This is a genomic window from Burkholderia sp. Ac-20365, assembly GCF_017104715.1.
Lineage (GTDB): Bacteria > Pseudomonadota > Gammaproteobacteria > Burkholderiales > Burkholderiaceae > Paraburkholderia.
The window spans coordinates 58,555-76,125 of sequence record NZ_JAAGPI010000042.1 but is presented as its reverse complement, the minus strand read 5'-3'; the positions used below and the strand labels follow the sequence as shown (position 1 = coordinate 76,125).

Below are 17,571 nucleotides of genomic sequence, written 5' to 3'. Positions count from 1 at the left end.
GGCTCGCTGCGCATTCCCGCCGCGCTGTGCGGCCTGACCGGCTTCAAGCCGACCGCCGACCGCGTGCCGAAGCAAGGCGGCGTGCCGCTGTCGAGCACGCTCGATTCGTTCGGCCCGATCGGCGCGACAGTCGCGTGCTGCGCGCTGGTCGACCGGATTCTGGCCGGGCTGGAGCCCGTCGTCCCGGCCGCGCGGCCGCTCGAAGGCCTGCGACTCGGCGTGCTGAACCACTACGTGACGGACGACATCGAGCCCGAAGTGGCCGAAGCCTACGATGCCGCGCTCAAGCATCTGGAGGCGGCGGGCGCGATCGTCAGCGACGTGCGCCTCGCGCCGCTCGACCGTCTTGCCGCGATCAACCGCTACGGCTTTTCGCCGATCGAAGCGTACGCGTGGCACCGGCCGCTGCTCGAAGCGCACCGCGACGCCTACGATCCTCGCGTGCTCACGCGCATCCTGAGAGGCCAGCCGGCGACGGCCGCCGACTATCTAGACCTGCTCGCCGAGCGCGCTGCCGTGCTGGCCGAGGCGCGTCCGACCTGGCAGCGCTTTGACGCGCTCGTCTCGCCGACGGTGCCGATCGTGCCGCCGCGCGTGGCGGATCTCGTCGATGACGACGACGCGTTCTTCCGCGCCAACGGGCTCGTACTGCGCAATCCGAGCGCGTTCAATTTCCTCGATGCATGCGCGATCTCGCTGCCCTGCCATCCGCGCGGCGGCGCGCCCGTCGGGCTGATGCTGGCGGCCGCGCCGCACGCGGACGACGCGCTGCTGGGAATAGGACGGGCTGTCGAAGCGGTACTCAACACAATCCGCTGAACTCGAATGGCGGCGGAGCATGCAAGCCGCCTGCAAGCCGGGATGGACGCTCCGGCATGCGCTGCGGGCTTCGGCTAGAATCGCCGCACCCTTTTCCGAACTTCCACCGCTAGCAGGATCATGAATATCGATAACGTTAAATTGCGCCGCGAGCGCAGTCTGCTCGTCCTACTCGGTTTTATCTGTCTCGCGCTCGTGGGTGGCGCACTGTATCTGCAATTTGTGAAGCACGAGGATCCGTGTCCGCTGTGCATCATCCAGCGCTATTTTTATCTGCTGATCGCGATTTTTGCGTTTCTCGGCGCGCGGATGCGTGGCTGGACGGGTGTCAGGCTGCTCGAATTTCTTGCACTGCTGTCGGCGCTTGGCGGGCTGTTGACGGCCGCCCGGCATGTGTTTGTGCAGTCGCATCCGAGCTTTAGCTGCGGGTTTGATGCGCTGCAGCCGATTGTTGATGGATTGCCGCCGGCGCACTGGCTGCCGAGCGTGTTCAAGGTTGCTGGCCTCTGCGAGACGCCTTATCCGCCGATTCTGGGGCTTTCTTTGCCTATGTGGTCGCTGGTTGGGTTTGTGGTGGCTTTTTTTGCTCTGGCAGTTGGGTTGTGGCGGAATCGTGGTGCTCGTTGAACGGTTTTTTTGAGGTTTTTGCTGGGCGGCGCCTTGGTTTTGGTTTTGGTTTTCGCTTTCGCTGGCATCCGCGATTTGCCTTCGTGCTTCACGCGTCGCCCCTGTGCGGGGCGGCACCTACTTTTCTTTGCCGCGGCAAAGAAAAGTAGGCAAAAGAAAGCCGCTGAACACCGCCAGTTCTTATTCCTGCCTGAGGGCCCCCAACGGGTCCTCTCCTTCATGCGGCGTCACTCTTCTCGACGCCCGCTGCCAACGCTCTTAATGGGCGCCTCACCCGCTTCATGCTCCCGCGTCGCCACACACGCGATCAAATCTCCCACGTTCTATAGCGGCAAACTGTGTGTCGGCTGTCGCAGCGTATGCGCTTCACTCCGGACTGAAAAACAAGGTGGGCGGCTCGAAACCACGATCGGTGTCGTAGGAACGCTGACGCGTGGAGCACTACGGCCTACACACAGTTTGCCACCTGGGCGGCATCAACCATTCGCTGCCGCTGGCTGCGCTACGGACAATTGAAGTGGGTGAGGCGCCGATTCAAGGCGCTGGCAACGGGCAGTGAATGGCAGGTTGCCGTGTGAAGCGGAAGACCCTTTGGGGGCCCTCAGGCAGCGGTCAAGAACGGGCGGTGTTAGCCCGCTTTCTTTGCTTACTTTCTTTGCGGCGGCAAAGAAAGTAAGTGCCGCCCCGCACAGGGGCAACGCTTGAACTACGAAAACATCACGCGGATGCCAGCAAAAAGCAAAACCAAAACCAAAACCAAACCGTCGAAGACAAACACACCCCGTATCCCCCCAAAGGCTTCGGCGTAAACACCTACCCCGGCAGCGCCAAAAAAACCTACCCGCCGGGCCCATGCCCGTCATCAAATATCCCTCATTCGCTCGGGGAAATATTTTTAGGACAAAGTGGTGTTAAGGTCGTACATGGATGGCGATCTACGTGCGCGAGGCCGGCTACGGCGCGACCCCATGCGTAACGCGCGCCCGGTCCGCAATGTCTTCAGGATTCGCCGTGACAACGCAAACCATCCGCTTCTATCACCAGGGAACCGTCCGCGAAATCAGCGGCGCGCCCGCCTCGCGCACCGTGCTCCAGCACCTGCGCGAAGACCTGCGTTGCACAGGCACCAAGGAAGGCTGCGCGGAAGGCGATTGCGGCGCATGCACCGTGGTTATCGGTGAAGCCGACGCACACGGTCAACTCAAGCTCGAAGCCGTCAACGCCTGCATCCAGTTTCTGCCGACGCTCGACGGCAAGGCGCTCTTCACCGTCGAAGACCTGCGCGACCCAAACGGCGCGCTGCACCCCGTTCAACAGGCGCTGGTCGACTGCCATGGCTCGCAATGCGGGTTCTGCACGCCAGGCTTCGCAATGTCGATGTGGGCGCTCTACGAAAACCAGCACGCCGGCGCCGGCCTGCCGACACGCGACGAAATCAACACCGCTTTGTCAGGCAACCTGTGCCGCTGCACCGGCTATCGGCCGATCGTCGAAGCATCGCAGAAGATGTTCGACGAAGAGCAGTATCCGCATGCCGCGCTTGACCGCGCCGCCGTCGTCCAGGCGCTGCAAGCGATCCAGCGCAATGACACCTTCGAATACCGCGCGCCCGACACGCGGGGCCCGACGTTCGGCGAACCCGCGTTCTTCGCGCCCGTCGCGCTCGACGCGTTCGCCACGCTGCGCGCGCAGCACCCGCACGCGCGGCTGCTGGCGGGCAGCACCGACGTCGGTCTGTGGGTCACCAAGCAGTTTCGCGATCTCGGCGACATCCTGTATATCGGCAACGTCGCCGAACTGAAGACGATCGAACGCGATGCACAGACGCTGACGATCGGCGCAGCCGTCTCGCTCGAAGATGCGTACGCCGCGCTCACCGCCGACTACCCCGAACTCGCCGAACTGTGGACGCGCTTCGCGTCGCTGCCCATCCGCAATGCGGGCACGCTCGGCGGGAATGTCGCCAACGGTTCGCCCATCGGCGATTCGATGCCCGCGCTGATCGCGCTCAACGCGCTCGTCGTGCTGCAGCGCGAGCGCAAGACCCGCACGCTGCCGCTCGATGCGTTCTATCTCGGCTATCAGAAGACGGCGCTCGAGTCTGGCGAATTCGTCGCTGCGATCCGCGTGCCGCGTCCCGCGCCCGATCTCCGCTTTCGCACGTACAAGGTTTCGAAACGCTACGACCAGGACATCTCGGCCGTGTGCAGTGCGTTCGCGCTGCGCATCGTCGATGGCGTGATAGCCGACGCTCGCATCGCATTCGGCGGCATGGCGGCAACGCCGAAGCGCGCGCAACACGCCGAAGCCGCACTGAAAGACGCGCCGTGGGACGCCGACACCGCGCAACGCGCCATGAACGCGCTGACGACCGACTACCAGCCGCTCACCGACATGCGCGCGTCGAGCGCCTACCGGCTGAAGGTCGCGCGCAATCTGCTGTGGCGCTTTCATCTGGAAACGCGCGACACCAATCCGCTCGCGCTTTGCGACGTCAATGCGTTTGCGTTCGAAGCGGGCGCGATGCACGCGGCAGGCGCACAGGAGCCGACGTCATGAACAGGCAGACCGATGCTTTCATTCATCACGCAGCGCTCGCAGACAACGAGATGCAGGCCGCAATCGGCGTATCGCTGCCGCATGAATCCGCCGCGCTGCACGTCAGCGGCGAAGCAACCTACACTGACGACATCCCCGAACTCGCGCAGACGCTGCACGCCGCGCTCGGCTTGTCGCGGCATGCGCACGCGCGCATCGTGTCGCTCGATCTCGATGCCGTACGCGCGGCGCCCGGCGTGGTCGCCGTACTGACCGCCGAGGACATCCCCGGTGAAAACAATTGCGGCCCCGTGCTTCACGACGATCCAATTCTCGCCGATGGCGAAGTGCTGTATCTCGGCCAGCCCGTCTTCATCGTGATCGCGCAAAGCCATGAACTGGCGCGGCGCGCGGCATCGCTCGCGAAGAGCGACGATGTGGTGCGCTACGAACCGCTCGAAGCCGTGCTCACCGCCGCCGAAGCGAAGGCGAAAAGGCAGTACGTGCTGCCGCCGCTGCATCTGAAGCGCGGCGCGCCTGCCGAAAAGATCGCGCAGGCGCCGCACCGGATCGCGGGTACGTTCGAAGTCGGCGGCCAGGAACAGTTCTATCTGGAAGGCCAGGTCGCGTACGCCGTGCCCAAGGAAATGGACGGCATGCTCGTCTATAGCTCGACGCAGCATCCGAGCGAGATGCAGCACGTCGTCGCGCATATGTTCGGCTGGCCGACGCATAGCGTGTTATGCGAATGCCGGCGCATGGGAGGTGGCTTCGGCGGCAAGGAATCGCAGTCGGCGCTGTTCGCGTGCGCGGCGGCGCTGGCGGCGCAGCGCTTGCGCCGCCCCGTGAAATTGCGTGCCGACCGTGACGACGACTTCATGATCACGGGCAAGCGTCACGATGCGATCTACGAATACGAAGCCGGTTTCGACGACGACGGCCGCATTCTCGGCGCGCGTGTCGAGATCGCGTTGCGCGCGGGCTTTTCAGCGGACCTGTCGGGCGCCGTCGCGACGCGCGCCGTATGCCACTTCGACAATGCGTATTACCTGTCGGACGTCGATATCGTCGCGCTGCCGTGCAAGACCAACACGCAGTCGAACACCGCGTTTCGCGGCTTCGGCGGACCGCAGGGCGCGCTGGTGATGGAAGTGATGATGGACGGCATCGCGCGTCAGTTGAAGCGCGATCCGCTCGACGTGCGCCGCGCGAACTTCTACGGCGTCGGCGAGCGCAACGTCACGCCATACGGACAGACCGTCGAAGACAACGTGATCGCGCCGCTGACGGATGAACTGATCGACACCAGCGACTACAAGGCAAGGCGCGCGGCAATTGCCGCGTTCAATGCGACGAGCCCGGTGCTCAAACGCGGCATCGCGTATTCGCCCGTCAAGTTCGGCATCTCGTTCAACGTGCCGTTCCTGAATCAGGCGGGCGCGCTCGTGCATGTCTACAAGGACGGCTCGGTGCTCGTGAATCACGGCGGCACCGAGATGGGCCAGGGGCTGAACACGAAGGTCGCGCAGGTGGTCGCGAACGCGTTCGGCCTGCCGCTCTCACGCGTACGCGTGACGGCGACGGACACGTCGAAAGTGGCGAACACATCAGCGACGGCTGCATCGACGGGTAGCGACCTGAACGGCAAAGCCGCCGAAGCCGCGGCGCACACGATCCGCGAGCGCCTCGCCGTGCTGGCCGCGAACGAACTCGGCGGCACTGTCGCAGACGTGAGCTTCGAAAACAGCGAAGTGCGCACGAACGGTGCAGCGATGCCGTTCGCGCAACTGGCCGGCGCGGCGTATCTGGCGCGCATCCAGCTGTGGTCCGACGGCTTCTATACGACGCCCAAAGTGCATTGGGACGCGAAGACGCTGACAGGTCATCCGTTCTACTACTTCGCTTATGGCGCGGCCGTGTCCGAAGTCGTGATCGATACATTGACGGGCGAATGGAAGCTTGTGCGCGCCGACGTGCTGCACGACGCCGGCCAGTCGATCAATCCTGCGATCGATCTCGGCCAGGTGGAAGGCGCGTTCATCCAGGGCATGGGCTGGCTCACGACGGAAGAACTCTGGTGGAACCGCGATGGCCGTCTGATGACGCACGCGCCGTCCACCTACAAGATTCCCGCCGTCAGCGACACGCCCGCCGCATTCAACGTGAAGCTGTTTCAGAACACGAACGCGGAGCCGACCGTGTTCCGCTCGAAAGCCGTTGGCGAGCCGCCGCTGTTGCTGCCGTTCTCGGTGCTGCTCGCGATCCGCGATGCCGTCGCGGCCACCGCGCCCGATGCAGCCGCTGCGCCGCCGTTGCGCGCGCCCGCGACGCCCGAAGCGATTCTCGATGCCATCGACGCAATGAAGCCCGGCACGCCCGTTGCAACGCTAGGCACGACGGTCAGTCCAACGTCGCAGGAGCCTGCGGGCGCGGGCACGACAGCTTGACGAAACACACGTAGAACGTGCCGCGCGCCACGACCGCAACGCACAGAAGATCAACCGGCCGCGCGGCCAACCCGCGCGGCCTTGTATGGAGAACCGCCGGATGCATGCCTGGCTCACCGATCTGCAGCAACTGCTCGCCCATGGCGACGCCGTCGTCCTGGTGACGGTCGCGCGTGCCGAAGGCTCGGCACCGCGCGATGCCGGCACGAAGATGATCGTCACGCGCGATTCGGCGCGTCACACCATCGGCGGCGGACATCTCGAATGGAAAGCGATCGAAAGCGCGCGCCAGGTGCTGCGCGACGGCATGCGCGCGCCGAACATGCGGCGGCTCGAACGCTTTGCGCTTGGGCCGAGTCTCGGCCAGTGCTGCGGCGGCGCGGTGGTGCTCGCGTTCGAGCGGCTCGATATCGGCGATCTGGGTTGGGTCACGTCGCTGGGCAAGCGCGTTGCAGGCGGGCAATCGGTGGTGCGTAGCGTATCATTCGGGCCCGCACCCGATGCGGTGATGCTGTCCGATCCGGAGCCGGGTGTCGAAAGCGCCGACTGTCTGCTGTGGGACGGCGCGGGTTTCGACGACAGCAGCGCGCTGCTCACCGAAACCATCGCGCCGCGCGACTTCCCTGTCGTGCTGTTCGGCGCGGGGCACGTGGGCGCCGCGCTCGTGCGCGTGCTGGCAACCTTGCCCTGCCACGTGCACTGGGTCGACGAACGCGACGCGCAGTTCCCGCCGCCCGACACGCTGGGCGCTGCGAACGTGACGATCGAAGCGAACGACGCGCCCGACGAAGCCATCGACAAGGCCGCGCCGCACACGTACTTCATCGTGATGACGCACAACCATGCGCTGGACCTCGATCTTGCCGAACGCATCCTGCGGCGCGGCGACTTCGCGTTCTTCGGCATGATCGGCTCGCACACGAAGCGCAAGCAGTTCGAGCACCGGCTGGCCGCACGCGGTTTCGATCCGGCTGCGATCGCGCGGATGAAATGTCCGCTCGGCGTGGACGGCATCGTCGACAAGTCGCCGGAGATCATTGCGATTTCGGCGGCGGCGCAGCTGCTGCAGGCCGTCGAAGCCAACGCAGCGCATCTGGCGCAGACAGTTTGAGCATCAACACATTGGGGACGCCCGACTAGCCATCGGGCGTTGAATAAATCCATCGATAACCCGAATCATTGACCGACCATGACGACAACCCCACTTTCCCCGCTGCTTCAAAAGACGCTGAGCGCCCCGAAGTCCGAGCTGCATATTCACATTGAAGGCTCGCTCGAGCCGGAGCTGATCTTCAAGCTCGCCGAACGCAACGGCGTGAAGCTCGCGTATGAATCGATCGACGCGCTGCGTGCCGCGTACGCGTTCACCGATCTGCAATCGTTCCTCGACATCTACTATGCGGGCGCGAGCGTGCTGCTGAAGGAAGAGGACTTTTACGACATGACGATGGCCTACGTCGAGCGCGCGCTCGCGGACAACGTCATCCACACGGAAATCTTCTTCGATCCGCAGACGCATACGGAACGCGGCGTCGAGATTGCAACCGTGGTGGCGGGCATCGAACGTGCGCTGGCCGAAGCGGAAACGCGCGGCCTCACGAGCAAGCTGATTCTGTGCTTCCTGCGCCATCTGCCGGAAGAAGATGCGCTCGCAACCTTCGACACGGCGTTGCCTCTGTTCGATCAGTACAAGCACCGGCTGATCGGTGTCGGCCTCGATTCGTCGGAGCGTGGCCATCCGCCGTCGAAGTTCGAGCGCGTGTTCGCGAAGGCCCGCGCCAAAGGCCTGAAGCTCGTCGCGCATGCGGGCGAGGAAGGCCCGCCGTCGTACATCTACGAAGCGCTCGATCTGCTGAAAGTGGATCGCGTCGATCACGGCGTGCGCAGCATCGAAGACCCGGCGCTCGTCACGCGCCTCGCCGATTCGCGCGTGGCGCTCACGGTGTGCCCGCTGTCGAACCTGAAGCTGTGCGTGTTCGACGACCTGACCAAACATACGTTGAAGGCGCTGCTCGACGAAGGCGTCGCCGTCACCGTGAATTCCGACGACCCCGCGTACTTTGGCGGCTACGTCAACGAAAACTACCTTGCGACGGTCGATGCCCTCAAGCTCGACGACGACGAGGTGTACACGATCATCCGCAACGGTTTCGAGGCGTCGTTCGTGACGCCTGCGGAGCGCGACGCGATGATCGCCAAACTCGATGCGCACTGGCGCGCATCAGCTTGATCCCCGCTTGATCTAATAGTTCGGAGACGGTTTCACTCATGACTCAAACAGCTTATCGCGCACAACTGCTGACGTTCAACGGCGATCCTGCGCAATCGTCCAACGCTGCAGTCTTCAACGAAGACGGCCTCCTGATCGTCGAAGACGGACATGTCGTTGCGGCGGGCGCGTATGCGTCCGTCGCTGCGCAGCTCGCGCCCGGAACGCAGGTGGTCGAGATGCGCGACAAGCTGATCGTCCCCGGCTTCATCGACACGCACATCCACTACCCGCAGACGGACATGATCGCGTCGCCCGCACCGGGTCTGCTGCCGTGGCTCGAGACCTACACGTTCCCGACCGAGCGCGGTTTCAGTGACGCCGCTGTCGCGCAGGATACGGCGAGCTTTTTCGTCGACGAACTGCTGGCATGCGGAACGACGACGGCGATGGTGTACTGCACGGTGCACAAGCAATCGGCGGATGCGTTGTTCACGGAAGCGCAGCGACGCAATGTGCGGATGATCGGCGGCAAGGTGCTGATGGACCGGAATTGCCCGGAGTTTTTGCGCGACACGGCGCAAACAGGCTACGACGACAGCGCCGAACTGATCGAACGCTGGCATAACAAGGGACGTCAGATGTACGCGCTGACGCCGCGATTCGCGCCGACTTCAACGGAAGCCCAGCTTGAAGCCACTGGTGCGCTCGCGAAGCTGCATCCTGATGTGTTCATCCAGAGTCACGTTGCCGAGAATCATGACGAAGTGAAGTGGGTAGCGAGCCTGTTCCCGGGCCATCGCAGTTATCTCGACATCTACGATCACTATGGGTTGCTGCGGCCGCGCGCAGTGTACGGGCACTGCATTCACCTCGATGCGGAAGATCGTCGACGGATGGCTGAGACGCGTACGGTTGCCGCGCATTGCCCGACGTCGAATCTGTTTCTCGGCAGCGGGTTGTTCGATTTCGACAAGGCTGGGGAATCGGGGATGCCTGTTGCTCTCGCGACTGACGTCGGCGGCGGCACGTCGTTCTCGATGCTGCAAACGATGAATGAAGCGCACAAGGTGGCGCGGCTTGGCGGGCATCATTTGACCGCTACGCGGATGTTCTGGCTTGCGACGGCTGGTGCTGCCGAAGCGCTGGATCTCGCCGATAAGGTCGGCACGCTTGCCGTTGGTTCTGAAGCCGATTTCGTTGTGCTCGATCCTAAGGCTACGCCTTTGATGGCCCGGCGGACTGAGCGGACCGAGTCGCTCGAAGAACTGCTGTTTGCGTTTGCGCTTCTTGGCGATGATCGCGCGGTGTTTGAGACTTATGCTGCTGGGCAGCGGGTGCATCGGCGTGACGATGCTCGTCAGGATTTGCAGGGGAAGGCTCGGATCGCTGCATAAGGTTTGGTTTTTTTGGTTGTCTGCGACGCCAGGTGGTGTGGTTATGTTGTCGCTGGCATCCGCGTTTTGTTATCGGTGCTTCACGCGTCGCCCCTGTGCGGGGCGGCACTTACTTTCTTTGCCGCGGCAAAGAAAGTAAGCAAAGAAAGCCGCTGAACACCGCTAATTCTTGTTTCCGCCTGAGGGCCCCCAACGGCTCCTCTCCTTCACACGGCAACCGCTCCGTTCGATGCCCGTTGCCAGCGCGTTGAATCAGCGCCTCACCCGCTTCACACTCCCGCGTCGCCACACGCGCGACCAAATCGCCCATGTTCTATAGCGGCAAACTGTGTGTAGGCTTTCGCGCCATATACGTTTCACTCCGGACTGAAAAACACGATCGGTGTCGTAAGAGCGCCGAGGTGTGAGGCACTACGACCTACACACAGTTTGCCACCTAGGCGGCCGCAACCATTCGCTGCCGCTGCTTGCGCTACGGGTGATTGAAGTGGGTGAGGCGCCAATTCGAAGCGCTGGCAACGGGCGGAGACTGAGAAGTTGCCGTTTGCAGCATAAGACCCGTTGGGGGCCCTCAGGCGGAGGTCAAGAACGGGCGGTGTTAGCCCGCTTTCTTTGCTTACTTTCTTTGCGGCGGCAAAGAAAGTAAGTGCCGCCCCGCACAGGGGCAACCCAGGCAAACCGATAACATCACGCGGATGCCAGCAACAACAAAACCACCAACTACCCTACCCCAATCACCTCATGCAACGCATTCAACCTCCTCACAGGATCCGCGACATAAGGATTCGTCTCATCCCACGCATACCCCGCGAGCACGGCGCTAATCATGCGCCGAATCATCGGCGTCTGTTCCGGATAAAAAATAATGTCCTGTAACTCACCCGTGTACCACCGCTCGACGAACGCACGGAACGTATCGATCCCCTTCCTCAGCGGAATGTCATACGCGGTTTGCCAGTCAATCACTTCCCCATTCAACTGACGCTCAAGCGTCTGAACCGCCAGATGCGCGGACCGCAACGCAATCGTCACCCCCGACGAAAACACGGGATCAAGAAACTCCCCCGCGTTGCCGAGCAGCGCAAACCCGGCCCCATGCAGCCGCTCGACATTAGCCGAGTACCCGCCGATATGCCGTACCGGCATCAAAAATGGCGCATTGCCAATCAGCCGGTTGAGCGTGGGCTCGCTATGGATCAACGCACGTAGCTTCGCCTCGCGCTCGGCCTCGGGCACATCGAGAAACGCAGCCTCTGCCACACAGCCCACCGACGAACGGCCGTTCGCCAACGGAATCATCCAGTACCACACGTCGCGATGCTCAGGATGCACAGCCACCGTGATCTTGTTGCGATCGTGAGCTTCGACAGGAATGCCGTCGCGCACATGCGTGAAGATTGCCGCGCGCGTCGGCATGCGAGTGGGTGCTTCGAGATTCAACAGGCGCGGCAGCACACGGCCAAAACCGCTCGCGTCGAGCACGAAACGCGCATGCACCTGGTATGCATTGCCCGCTTCGTCCGTTACGTCCAGCATGGGCGCGTCGCCCGTCTTCATCGCGTTGACGGTGTGGCCGAAGCGTACGTCGGCACCCTGCTGCGCCGCGCAGCGGATCAGCAGATCGTCGAAGGCAGCGCGCTCGACCTGGTATGTCGTGCCCCAGCCCTCGGAATGCTTGTCGCGAAAGTCGTAGGCCGAGACCTTGTCGCGATACACGAAGTGCGCGCCGTTCTTGTACTGAAAGCCCGCTTCGACGACCGACTGCAGCATGCCCGCTTCTTCGAGGTAAGCCATGCTTTGCGGCAACAGGCTTTCGCCAATCGAAAAGCGCGGAAAGTGCTGGCGCTCGAGCACGAGCACGGAACGCCCCGCCTTGCGCAACAGCGCCGCGGCGACGGCACCCGACGGGCCTGCTCCGATGATGGCCACGTCCACCGCGGCATTCATCGACGAATCCATATTCATTGATATTCCTTCAAATAGCGTGTTGCGCACGCAACGCTTTCCATGCTTACCAGTGGTTACAATGTCGCACAATCTTCCAGATCAACAAGCCATCAAAGACCACCTTCATCGGGGAATAACGTGCGGTCCACCGACTCATCCAGCATGCACTGCGTGCCGTTCGTTCCAGAAACGGCCTTCGGCGTCTGGTTCCTGCGCACCCACACGTGGGAGCATCATGTACTGCGCGTTGCGATCAACGACCTCAACCGCCTGATCGACACGCCGCTGCCCGCCGCGCCCACGATCGTCGATGTCGGTTGCGGGCAGGGCATTTCGTTCCGCCTGCTCGCGCAAACGTTCAAACCCGCGCGCATCGTCGGTCTCGACTTTCACGAGCCCTCGCTCGACCTCGCGAAGCAGGCTGCGAATGCGTGCCGCCATCACGCCGACACACGCACAACGGAAATCGATGTGCTGCACGGCGACTGCGCGAACCTGCCGCTGCCCGATGCCAGTGCCGACATCGTGTTCTGCCATCAGACTTTCCACCATCTCGTCGAACAGGAACGCGCGCTCGCCGAGTTCCGCCGTGTGCTGAAACCGGGCGGCGTGTTGCTGTTCGCCGAATCGACCGATGCGTACATCAAGTCATGGGTGATCCGGCTGCTGTTCCGTCACCCAATGCATGTGCAAAAGAGCGCGAACGGCTATCTCGACATGATCCGTCAAGGCGGCTTCACGTTCGGCACACACAATGTTTCGCTGCCTTACCTGTGGTGGAGCCGCGCGAAAGACTTCGGCCTGCTCGAACGTCTTCGCCTCTACACGCCGAAGCCCGGCAAGCGCCGCGAAACGCTGGTGAACGTCGCAGCCGTCAAGACAGACTGACCGCAACAGGCAGCGGCATCGTCCATCAACGCCGCTGCCCGTCAACGCTGCCGACTTACTTCTTCAGCGTCACCACTTCGCCCTTCAACGCGACACCAGCAATCACCGCGCCCGCGCCGCAGGTGAACTCCGTTGCGCTCTCGCGCACTTCGTTCTTGTAGTTGCTCTTGATGTTGATGACGGCATTGCCGCCTTCCTTGCGCGCGCGATCCTGAAGCTCGATCACAGCCGACAGGAACACGTGCTGGCATGCTGTTTCGTCGCTCTTGCCGAACGCGTTGGTCTTCTTGTTGGTCGCGAACTCGCCGTAGTTCTTCACGACGCCCGGGTGCTTCTGGCCCGCGAAATACAGCGGAATATCGTCGCCGACCTTGCCCGGCTCGCTCGCCAGCGCTTCGGCGACGGGAAAGTTGGCGACCGTGTCGCGCGCGAATGCGTGCGAGGCGAGGCATGCGACGACAGCTGCACAGATCAGGTGACGCTTCATGGTTATGACCCTCGTGGTTAAAAACTTATTGGGTTTCGAGCGTGACGACATCGCCGCGCACGGCGAGCGTCGAACCGTTCAGGCTCGCGCCGCAGGTGAATTCCGACGCCGACACCGATTCGTTGTGCTGGAAGCGCGTCTTCACGTTGATGACGGCATTCGCGTGTTGCGAACGCGCGTAATCGCGCAGTTGTTGCACGGCTTTTTCCAGCGCAATCCCGCAGTTGGCCTCAGGCGTGTTTTCCACCTTGCGCAGCACGCGCACCGCGAACTCCTTGTTGCCGAGCGACTGCCTGACGGGCGCATGCGGCTGCTCGCCGAAATACAGCGCGACGTCCTGCCCGTTTTGCGTCTGGATCGCGGCCGGCATCGGCAGAGATTTGATCTTCGTCGTGCAACCGGCTTGCGTCAGCAATACGGCAGCCACCAGCCCCAGTGCGATTTTCGTTTTCATTGTTTCGACTTCCCTTTTTCTCGTTGTTTATCGTTGTGTGCTTCGTACAGCATTCAGGTCTTTGCCTGTGACTGATCCCGACAGGCGACGGTCAAATCCTTGCAAACATCAGGCTCGCGCAACTGCCGCCAAAGCCAAACGACACCGACAACGCGCTATCGATACGCGCTTCGCGCGTGACCTGCACGAGCGGCATGTTCTGCGCGAGCGGCTCGATGTGTTCGATGCCCGTTGTCCCCGCGATAAAACCGTCGCGCATCATCAGCAGCGTGTAGATTGCTTCGTGCGCACCGCATGCGCCGAGCGGATGTCCCGTCAAACCCTTCGTCGATGAAAACGGCGGCACGTCATCGCCGAATACGGTTTGCAGCGCGCGCAGTTCCTCGATGTCGCCAAGCGGCGTCGACGGCGCGTGCGCGTTGACGTAGTCGGGACGTGTGCCCGCTTCATCGATTGCCATCTGCATGGCGCGCGCGATCCCCGGCGCGTGCGGCGTCACCATGCCCGCGCCATCCGTGCTCTGGCCAAAGCCCGTCAGCTCCGCATAGATACGCGCGCCGCGCGCGAGCGCATGATCGAGCGCTTCGAGCACGAGCACGCCGCCGCCCGATGCAATCACAAAGCCATCGCGCTGCGTATCGTACGGACGCGATGCGCGCCCGGGTGTCGCGTTGAAACGGCGCGACAGCGCATGCATCGCGTCGAACATCAGCGTCATGTTGTCGTGCAGGCATTCGCTGCCGCCTGCCAGCACGATCTGCTGACGCCCGGTCTGAATCAGTTGCGCCGCCTGGCCGAGCGCGAGTGCTGAAGTCGTGCACGCCGACGAAGGCGAATACGTGACGCCTTCAATGCCGAACGCCTGCGCGACATTCGCCGATGCGGTGCTGCTCATGGCCTGCGGCACCGTATATGGCGGCGTTTTCTCAACGCCGCGCGTATTCGCAACGGCCATCGCCGCGTCGTACGCGGACATCGTGCCGACGCCCGATCCGATCACCACGCCCGCATCGGGCGAACGTAGCGATGCGGCGTCGAGGCCTGCATCGTCGATCGCCTTGCGCGCGGCGTGACAGGCAAAGCGTGCGGTGTCGCCCATGAAGCGCTCGAGCTTGCGATCGAACGCCGGCTCGCCATCCACCGACGCCACGCCCGCCACCTGCGTACCGAAGCCGCGCTCGCGCCACGCATCGACGTGCGTGATACCGCTGCGCCCTGCGCGCAGTGCGGCACTCACGTCACCGAGCGTATTGCCGATGCACGACACGATGCCCATGCCTGTCACGACGACACGCTGCAAGCCTTGCGGACGTCTCATCGAACGCGCCTGAAAATCAGCGACGTATTGATGCCGCCAAACGCAAAGTTGTTGCTCATCACGTAGTCGGCGTCGATATGGCGCGCGTCGCCCATGATGTAATCGAGCGGCGCGCAGGCGGGATCGACTTCCGTCAGATTGAGCGTGGGCGCGTACCAGTTGCGCTTCATCATCTCGATCGTCCACCACGCTTCGAGCGCGCCGCACGCGCCGAGCGTGTGGCCAACATAGCTCTTGAGCGACGAAATCGGCATGCGCTCGCCGAAGGTTTGCGCGGTTGCCTGGCTCTCGGCAATGTCGCCGCGATCCGTCGACGTGCCGTGCGCGTTCACGTAAGCAATCGCGTTCGCATCGAGCTTCGCGTCTTCAAGCGCAAGCTGCATTGCGCGCGCCATCGTCGCGGCCGTCGGCTGCGTCATGTGCGCACCGTCCGAGTTGCAGCCGAAGCCGACGATCTCCGCGTGTATCGTCGCGCCGCGCGCCTTCGCGTGCTCGTATTCTTCGAGCACCAGCGTCGACGCGCCCTCGCCGACTACGAGACCGTCGCGCTTCGCATCGAACGGGCGCGGCGTGAGTTGCGGCTCGTCGTTGCGTGTGCTGGTTGCGTAGAGCGTGTCGAACACGGCGACGGCCGGTCCCGACAACTCTTCCGCGCCGCCCGCCAGCATCAGCGTCTGCTTGCCCGTCGCGATGGCTTCATACGCATAGCCGATCGCCTGGCTGCCCGACGCGCAGGCGGACGAGGTCGGGATGATGCGGCCTTTCAGATCCCAGAACAGGCTCACGTTGACCGCCGTCGTGTGCGGCATCATCTGGACATAGCTGTTCGACGTCACGTCTGTCATCGATCCCGATTCGAGCATCGTGCCGAACGCGCGGATCGGTTCGACGGAACCCGACGACGAGCCGTATGCGACGCCCATGCGGCCGTCCTTGATCGATTCATCGTCGGCGAGACCGGCCTCGGCGAGTGCGAGTTCGCTCGCTCGCACCGCGTACATCGACACGGTGCCCATCGAACGCGTCTTCTTGCGCGGCCAGCCGGCAGGCTGCGCGAACGCGGGCAGCGGCGCGGCGAGCCGCGTATGCAGCGACTCGAAGTAGTCCCACTCCGGCATGCGCCGCACCGCGTTGCGCCCGGCCTTCAACGCCGCTTCGATCTCGTCCCAGCGGCTGCCGAGCGCCGTAACGCCGCTCATGCCCGTAATGACGACGCGCTTCATCAGATCATCCCGCCATTCACACCGATCACCTGGCGCGTCACGTACGACGCGGCATCCGACATCAGGAAACTCACCACGGCCGCGACTTCCGCCGGCTGACCGACACGGTTCATCGGCACCGTCTTCAAAGCGAGCTCGAGCGGCATCTCTTCGAGCATGCCTGTTTCGATCAGACCGGGCGCCACGCAGTTGACCGTGATGCTGCGCGATGCGAGTTCGACGGCGAGCGCCTTGGTCGCGCCGATCAGCCCGGCTTTCGCGGCGCTGTAGTTGACCTGCCCGCGATTGCCCATCACGCCCGATACCGACGCGATCGTGACGATGCGCCCGCCCTTCTTTGCGCGCACCATCGGCATGGTCAGCGGATGGACGACGTTGTAGAACGCGTCCAGTCCCGTTTCGATCACGACGTCCCAGTCTTCGTCGGTGAGCGCGGGAAAGGCCGCGTCGCGCGTCACGCCCGCGCTGCACACGATGCCGTAGTACGGACCATGCGCGGCGACATCCGCTTCCAGCACGTCGCGAACCGTCGCGCGATCGCGCACGTCGAACTGCAGCACGCGCGCCGAGCCGCCTTGCGCGGCAATACCGGCCGTGACGGCCTCGGCTTCCGTGCGGCCCGTGCGGCAATGCACGGAGACGGCGAAGCCATCCGCGGCCAACTGATAGGCAATCGCGCGGCCGATGCCGCGGCTGGCGCCTGTAACCAGAACTCGCCGGCTCATGAACTGATACTCCCTTCGATGAACGTCTGAAAATCGTTCGGTTGAAAGACCTTGATGACGGCGTCCGCGTAACGCGCGCCGTCGTGGTCGATCGTGCATTCGTAGGCGCTATGGCCTTCTTCGCTACGCAGCACTTCCTGCACGTTGATCGTGAGCTTCGCGTCGCGCGCGAAGGCGCTGACATGCGCCTTGTAGCTGCGCGTGCCGAGCAGCACGCCGGGCCGCGCGCGGCCGCCCGCACGCATCGCGAGCAGCGCGACATGCGCGGCGACGCCCTGCGCCATCAGCTCGATGCCGATCCATGCGGGCATCGCGCCGTTGTCGTCCGCGTACCATGCGTCGCTGCGCACGGCCGCATGCGCCGTCAGCGCTTCGTCGCCGCATGCGCTCACGCCATCGACGAGCAGCATCGTGCCGCGATGCGGCAGGATCGTGTCGATCGGCGGAAAAGCTTGGTAGGTCTCAGGTGTGGCCGTCATGTCGTTATGTTTT

Annotated in this window: 15 protein-coding genes; 8 read left to right on the top strand and 7 right to left on the bottom strand. The window is 63.4% G+C overall.

Annotation, left to right across the window (positions count from 1 at the left end; all coding sequences use genetic code 11):
- The 7 genes from G3O01_RS38750 to guaD form a co-directional block, all read left to right on the top strand.
- A partial coding sequence (locus G3O01_RS38750; protein WP_241024636.1) for an amidase family protein occupies positions 1–819 on the top strand: 819 nt, incomplete at its 5' end.
- Between the two features lie 120 nt (positions 820–939).
- On the top strand, positions 940–1,446 hold the full coding sequence (locus tag G3O01_RS38745; RefSeq protein ID WP_205812621.1) for a disulfide bond formation protein B: 507 nt from the start codon (positions 940–942) through the stop codon (positions 1,444–1,446).
- A 1,011-nt stretch (positions 1,447–2,457) separates the two neighbouring features.
- On the top strand, positions 2,458–4,005 hold the full coding sequence (xdhA, locus tag G3O01_RS38740) for a xanthine dehydrogenase small subunit (RefSeq protein ID WP_205812619.1): 1,548 nt from the start codon (positions 2,458–2,460) through the stop codon (positions 4,003–4,005).
- A complete protein-coding gene (gene xdhB / locus G3O01_RS38735; protein WP_205812612.1) occupies positions 4,002–6,431 on the top strand; it encodes a xanthine dehydrogenase molybdopterin binding subunit in 2,430 nt (809 codons plus the stop codon). The genes xdhA and xdhB overlap by 4 nt, the downstream gene beginning before the upstream one ends.
- A gap of 100 nt (positions 6,432–6,531) precedes the next feature.
- Positions 6,532–7,542: a xanthine dehydrogenase accessory protein XdhC gene (xdhC, locus tag G3O01_RS38730; RefSeq protein WP_205812605.1), complete on the top strand. Its 1,011-nt coding sequence runs from the start codon at positions 6,532–6,534 to the stop codon at positions 7,540–7,542.
- Between the two features lie 78 nt (positions 7,543–7,620).
- Positions 7,621–8,661, top strand: coding sequence for an adenosine deaminase (locus tag G3O01_RS38725; protein WP_205812603.1), 1,041 nt, complete (start codon positions 7,621–7,623; stop codon positions 8,659–8,661).
- 38 nt (positions 8,662–8,699) lie between these two features.
- Entirely contained in the window at positions 8,700–10,037 is a 1,338-nt protein-coding gene (guaD, locus tag G3O01_RS38720) for a guanine deaminase (protein WP_205812601.1), read from the top strand.
- Between the two features lie 720 nt (positions 10,038–10,757).
- On the opposite strand, the gene G3O01_RS38715 is transcribed toward guaD, so the two are convergent.
- A complete protein-coding gene (locus G3O01_RS38715) occupies positions 10,758–12,002 on the bottom strand; it encodes an NAD(P)/FAD-dependent oxidoreductase (protein ID WP_205812593.1) in 1,245 nt (414 codons plus the stop codon).
- 144 nt (positions 12,003–12,146) lie between these two features.
- On the opposite strand from G3O01_RS38715, the gene G3O01_RS38710 reads away from it, so the two are divergent.
- Positions 12,147–12,872 (top strand): class I SAM-dependent methyltransferase, encoded by a 726-nt coding sequence (locus G3O01_RS38710; RefSeq protein ID WP_205812635.1) that lies wholly within the window; start codon positions 12,147–12,149, stop codon positions 12,870–12,872.
- A gap of 55 nt (positions 12,873–12,927) precedes the next feature.
- On the opposite strand, the gene G3O01_RS38705 is transcribed toward G3O01_RS38710, so the two are convergent.
- The 6 genes from G3O01_RS38705 to G3O01_RS38680 form a co-directional block, all read right to left on the bottom strand.
- Positions 12,928–13,359, bottom strand: a complete 432-nt coding sequence (locus G3O01_RS38705) for an excinuclease ABC subunit A (RefSeq protein ID WP_205812586.1) — start codon at positions 13,357–13,359, stop codon at positions 12,928–12,930.
- A 25-nt stretch (positions 13,360–13,384) separates the two neighbouring features.
- Entirely contained in the window at positions 13,385–13,813 is a 429-nt protein-coding gene (locus G3O01_RS38700; protein WP_205812584.1) for a hypothetical protein, read from the bottom strand.
- A 91-nt stretch (positions 13,814–13,904) separates the two neighbouring features.
- On the bottom strand, positions 13,905–15,131 hold the full coding sequence (locus G3O01_RS38695) for a beta-ketoacyl synthase N-terminal-like domain-containing protein (RefSeq protein WP_205812582.1): 1,227 nt from the start codon (positions 15,129–15,131) through the stop codon (positions 13,905–13,907).
- Positions 15,128–16,354 (bottom strand): beta-ketoacyl-ACP synthase, encoded by a 1,227-nt coding sequence (locus G3O01_RS38690; RefSeq protein WP_205812580.1) that lies wholly within the window; start codon positions 16,352–16,354, stop codon positions 15,128–15,130. The genes G3O01_RS38695 and G3O01_RS38690 overlap by 4 nt, the downstream gene beginning before the upstream one ends.
- Positions 16,354–17,079 carry a 3-ketoacyl-ACP reductase FabG2 gene (locus G3O01_RS38685; RefSeq protein ID WP_205812579.1) on the bottom strand — a complete coding sequence of 242 codons (726 nt, stop codon included), beginning with the start codon at positions 17,077–17,079 and terminating at the stop codon, positions 16,354–16,356. The genes G3O01_RS38690 and G3O01_RS38685 overlap by 1 nt, the downstream gene beginning before the upstream one ends.
- A complete protein-coding gene (locus G3O01_RS38680; RefSeq protein ID WP_205812577.1) occupies positions 17,076–17,558 on the bottom strand; it encodes a hotdog family protein in 483 nt (160 codons plus the stop codon). The genes G3O01_RS38685 and G3O01_RS38680 overlap by 4 nt, the downstream gene beginning before the upstream one ends.
- Between the last annotated feature and the right edge of the window lie 13 nt (positions 17,559–17,571).

What these genes read in the sequence shown, in the direction of transcription:
- G3O01_RS38725 (WP_205812603.1), top strand. Translation starts at nt 7,621, where the DNA reads ATGACGACAACCCCACTTTCCCCGCTGCTTCAAAAGACGCTGAGCGCC.
- G3O01_RS38705 (WP_205812586.1), bottom strand. Translation starts at nt 13,359, where the DNA reads ATGAAGCGTCACCTGATCTGTGCAGCTGTCGTCGCATGCCTCGCCTCG.
- guaD (WP_205812601.1), top strand. Translation starts at nt 8,700, where the DNA reads ATGACTCAAACAGCTTATCGCGCACAACTGCTGACGTTCAACGGCGAT.
- G3O01_RS38680 (WP_205812577.1), bottom strand. Translation starts at nt 17,558, where the DNA reads ATGACGGCCACACCTGAGACCTACCAAGCTTTTCCGCCGATCGACACG.
- G3O01_RS38700 (WP_205812584.1), bottom strand. Translation starts at nt 13,813, where the DNA reads ATGAAAACGAAAATCGCACTGGGGCTGGTGGCTGCCGTATTGCTGACG.
- G3O01_RS38715 (WP_205812593.1), bottom strand. Translation starts at nt 12,002, where the DNA reads ATGAATATGGATTCGTCGATGAATGCCGCGGTGGACGTGGCCATCATC.
- G3O01_RS38695 (WP_205812582.1), bottom strand. Translation starts at nt 15,131, where the DNA reads ATGAGACGTCCGCAAGGCTTGCAGCGTGTCGTCGTGACAGGCATGGGC.
- G3O01_RS38690 (WP_205812580.1), bottom strand. Translation starts at nt 16,354, where the DNA reads ATGAAGCGCGTCGTCATTACGGGCATGAGCGGCGTTACGGCGCTCGGC.
- xdhC (WP_205812605.1), top strand. Translation starts at nt 6,532, where the DNA reads ATGCATGCCTGGCTCACCGATCTGCAGCAACTGCTCGCCCATGGCGAC.
- G3O01_RS38710 (WP_205812635.1), top strand. Translation starts at nt 12,147, where the DNA reads ATGCACTGCGTGCCGTTCGTTCCAGAAACGGCCTTCGGCGTCTGGTTC.
- G3O01_RS38685 (WP_205812579.1), bottom strand. Translation starts at nt 17,079, where the DNA reads ATGAGCCGGCGAGTTCTGGTTACAGGCGCCAGCCGCGGCATCGGCCGC.
- G3O01_RS38745 (WP_205812621.1), top strand. Translation starts at nt 940, where the DNA reads ATGAATATCGATAACGTTAAATTGCGCCGCGAGCGCAGTCTGCTCGTC.
- xdhB (WP_205812612.1), top strand. Translation starts at nt 4,002, where the DNA reads ATGAACAGGCAGACCGATGCTTTCATTCATCACGCAGCGCTCGCAGAC.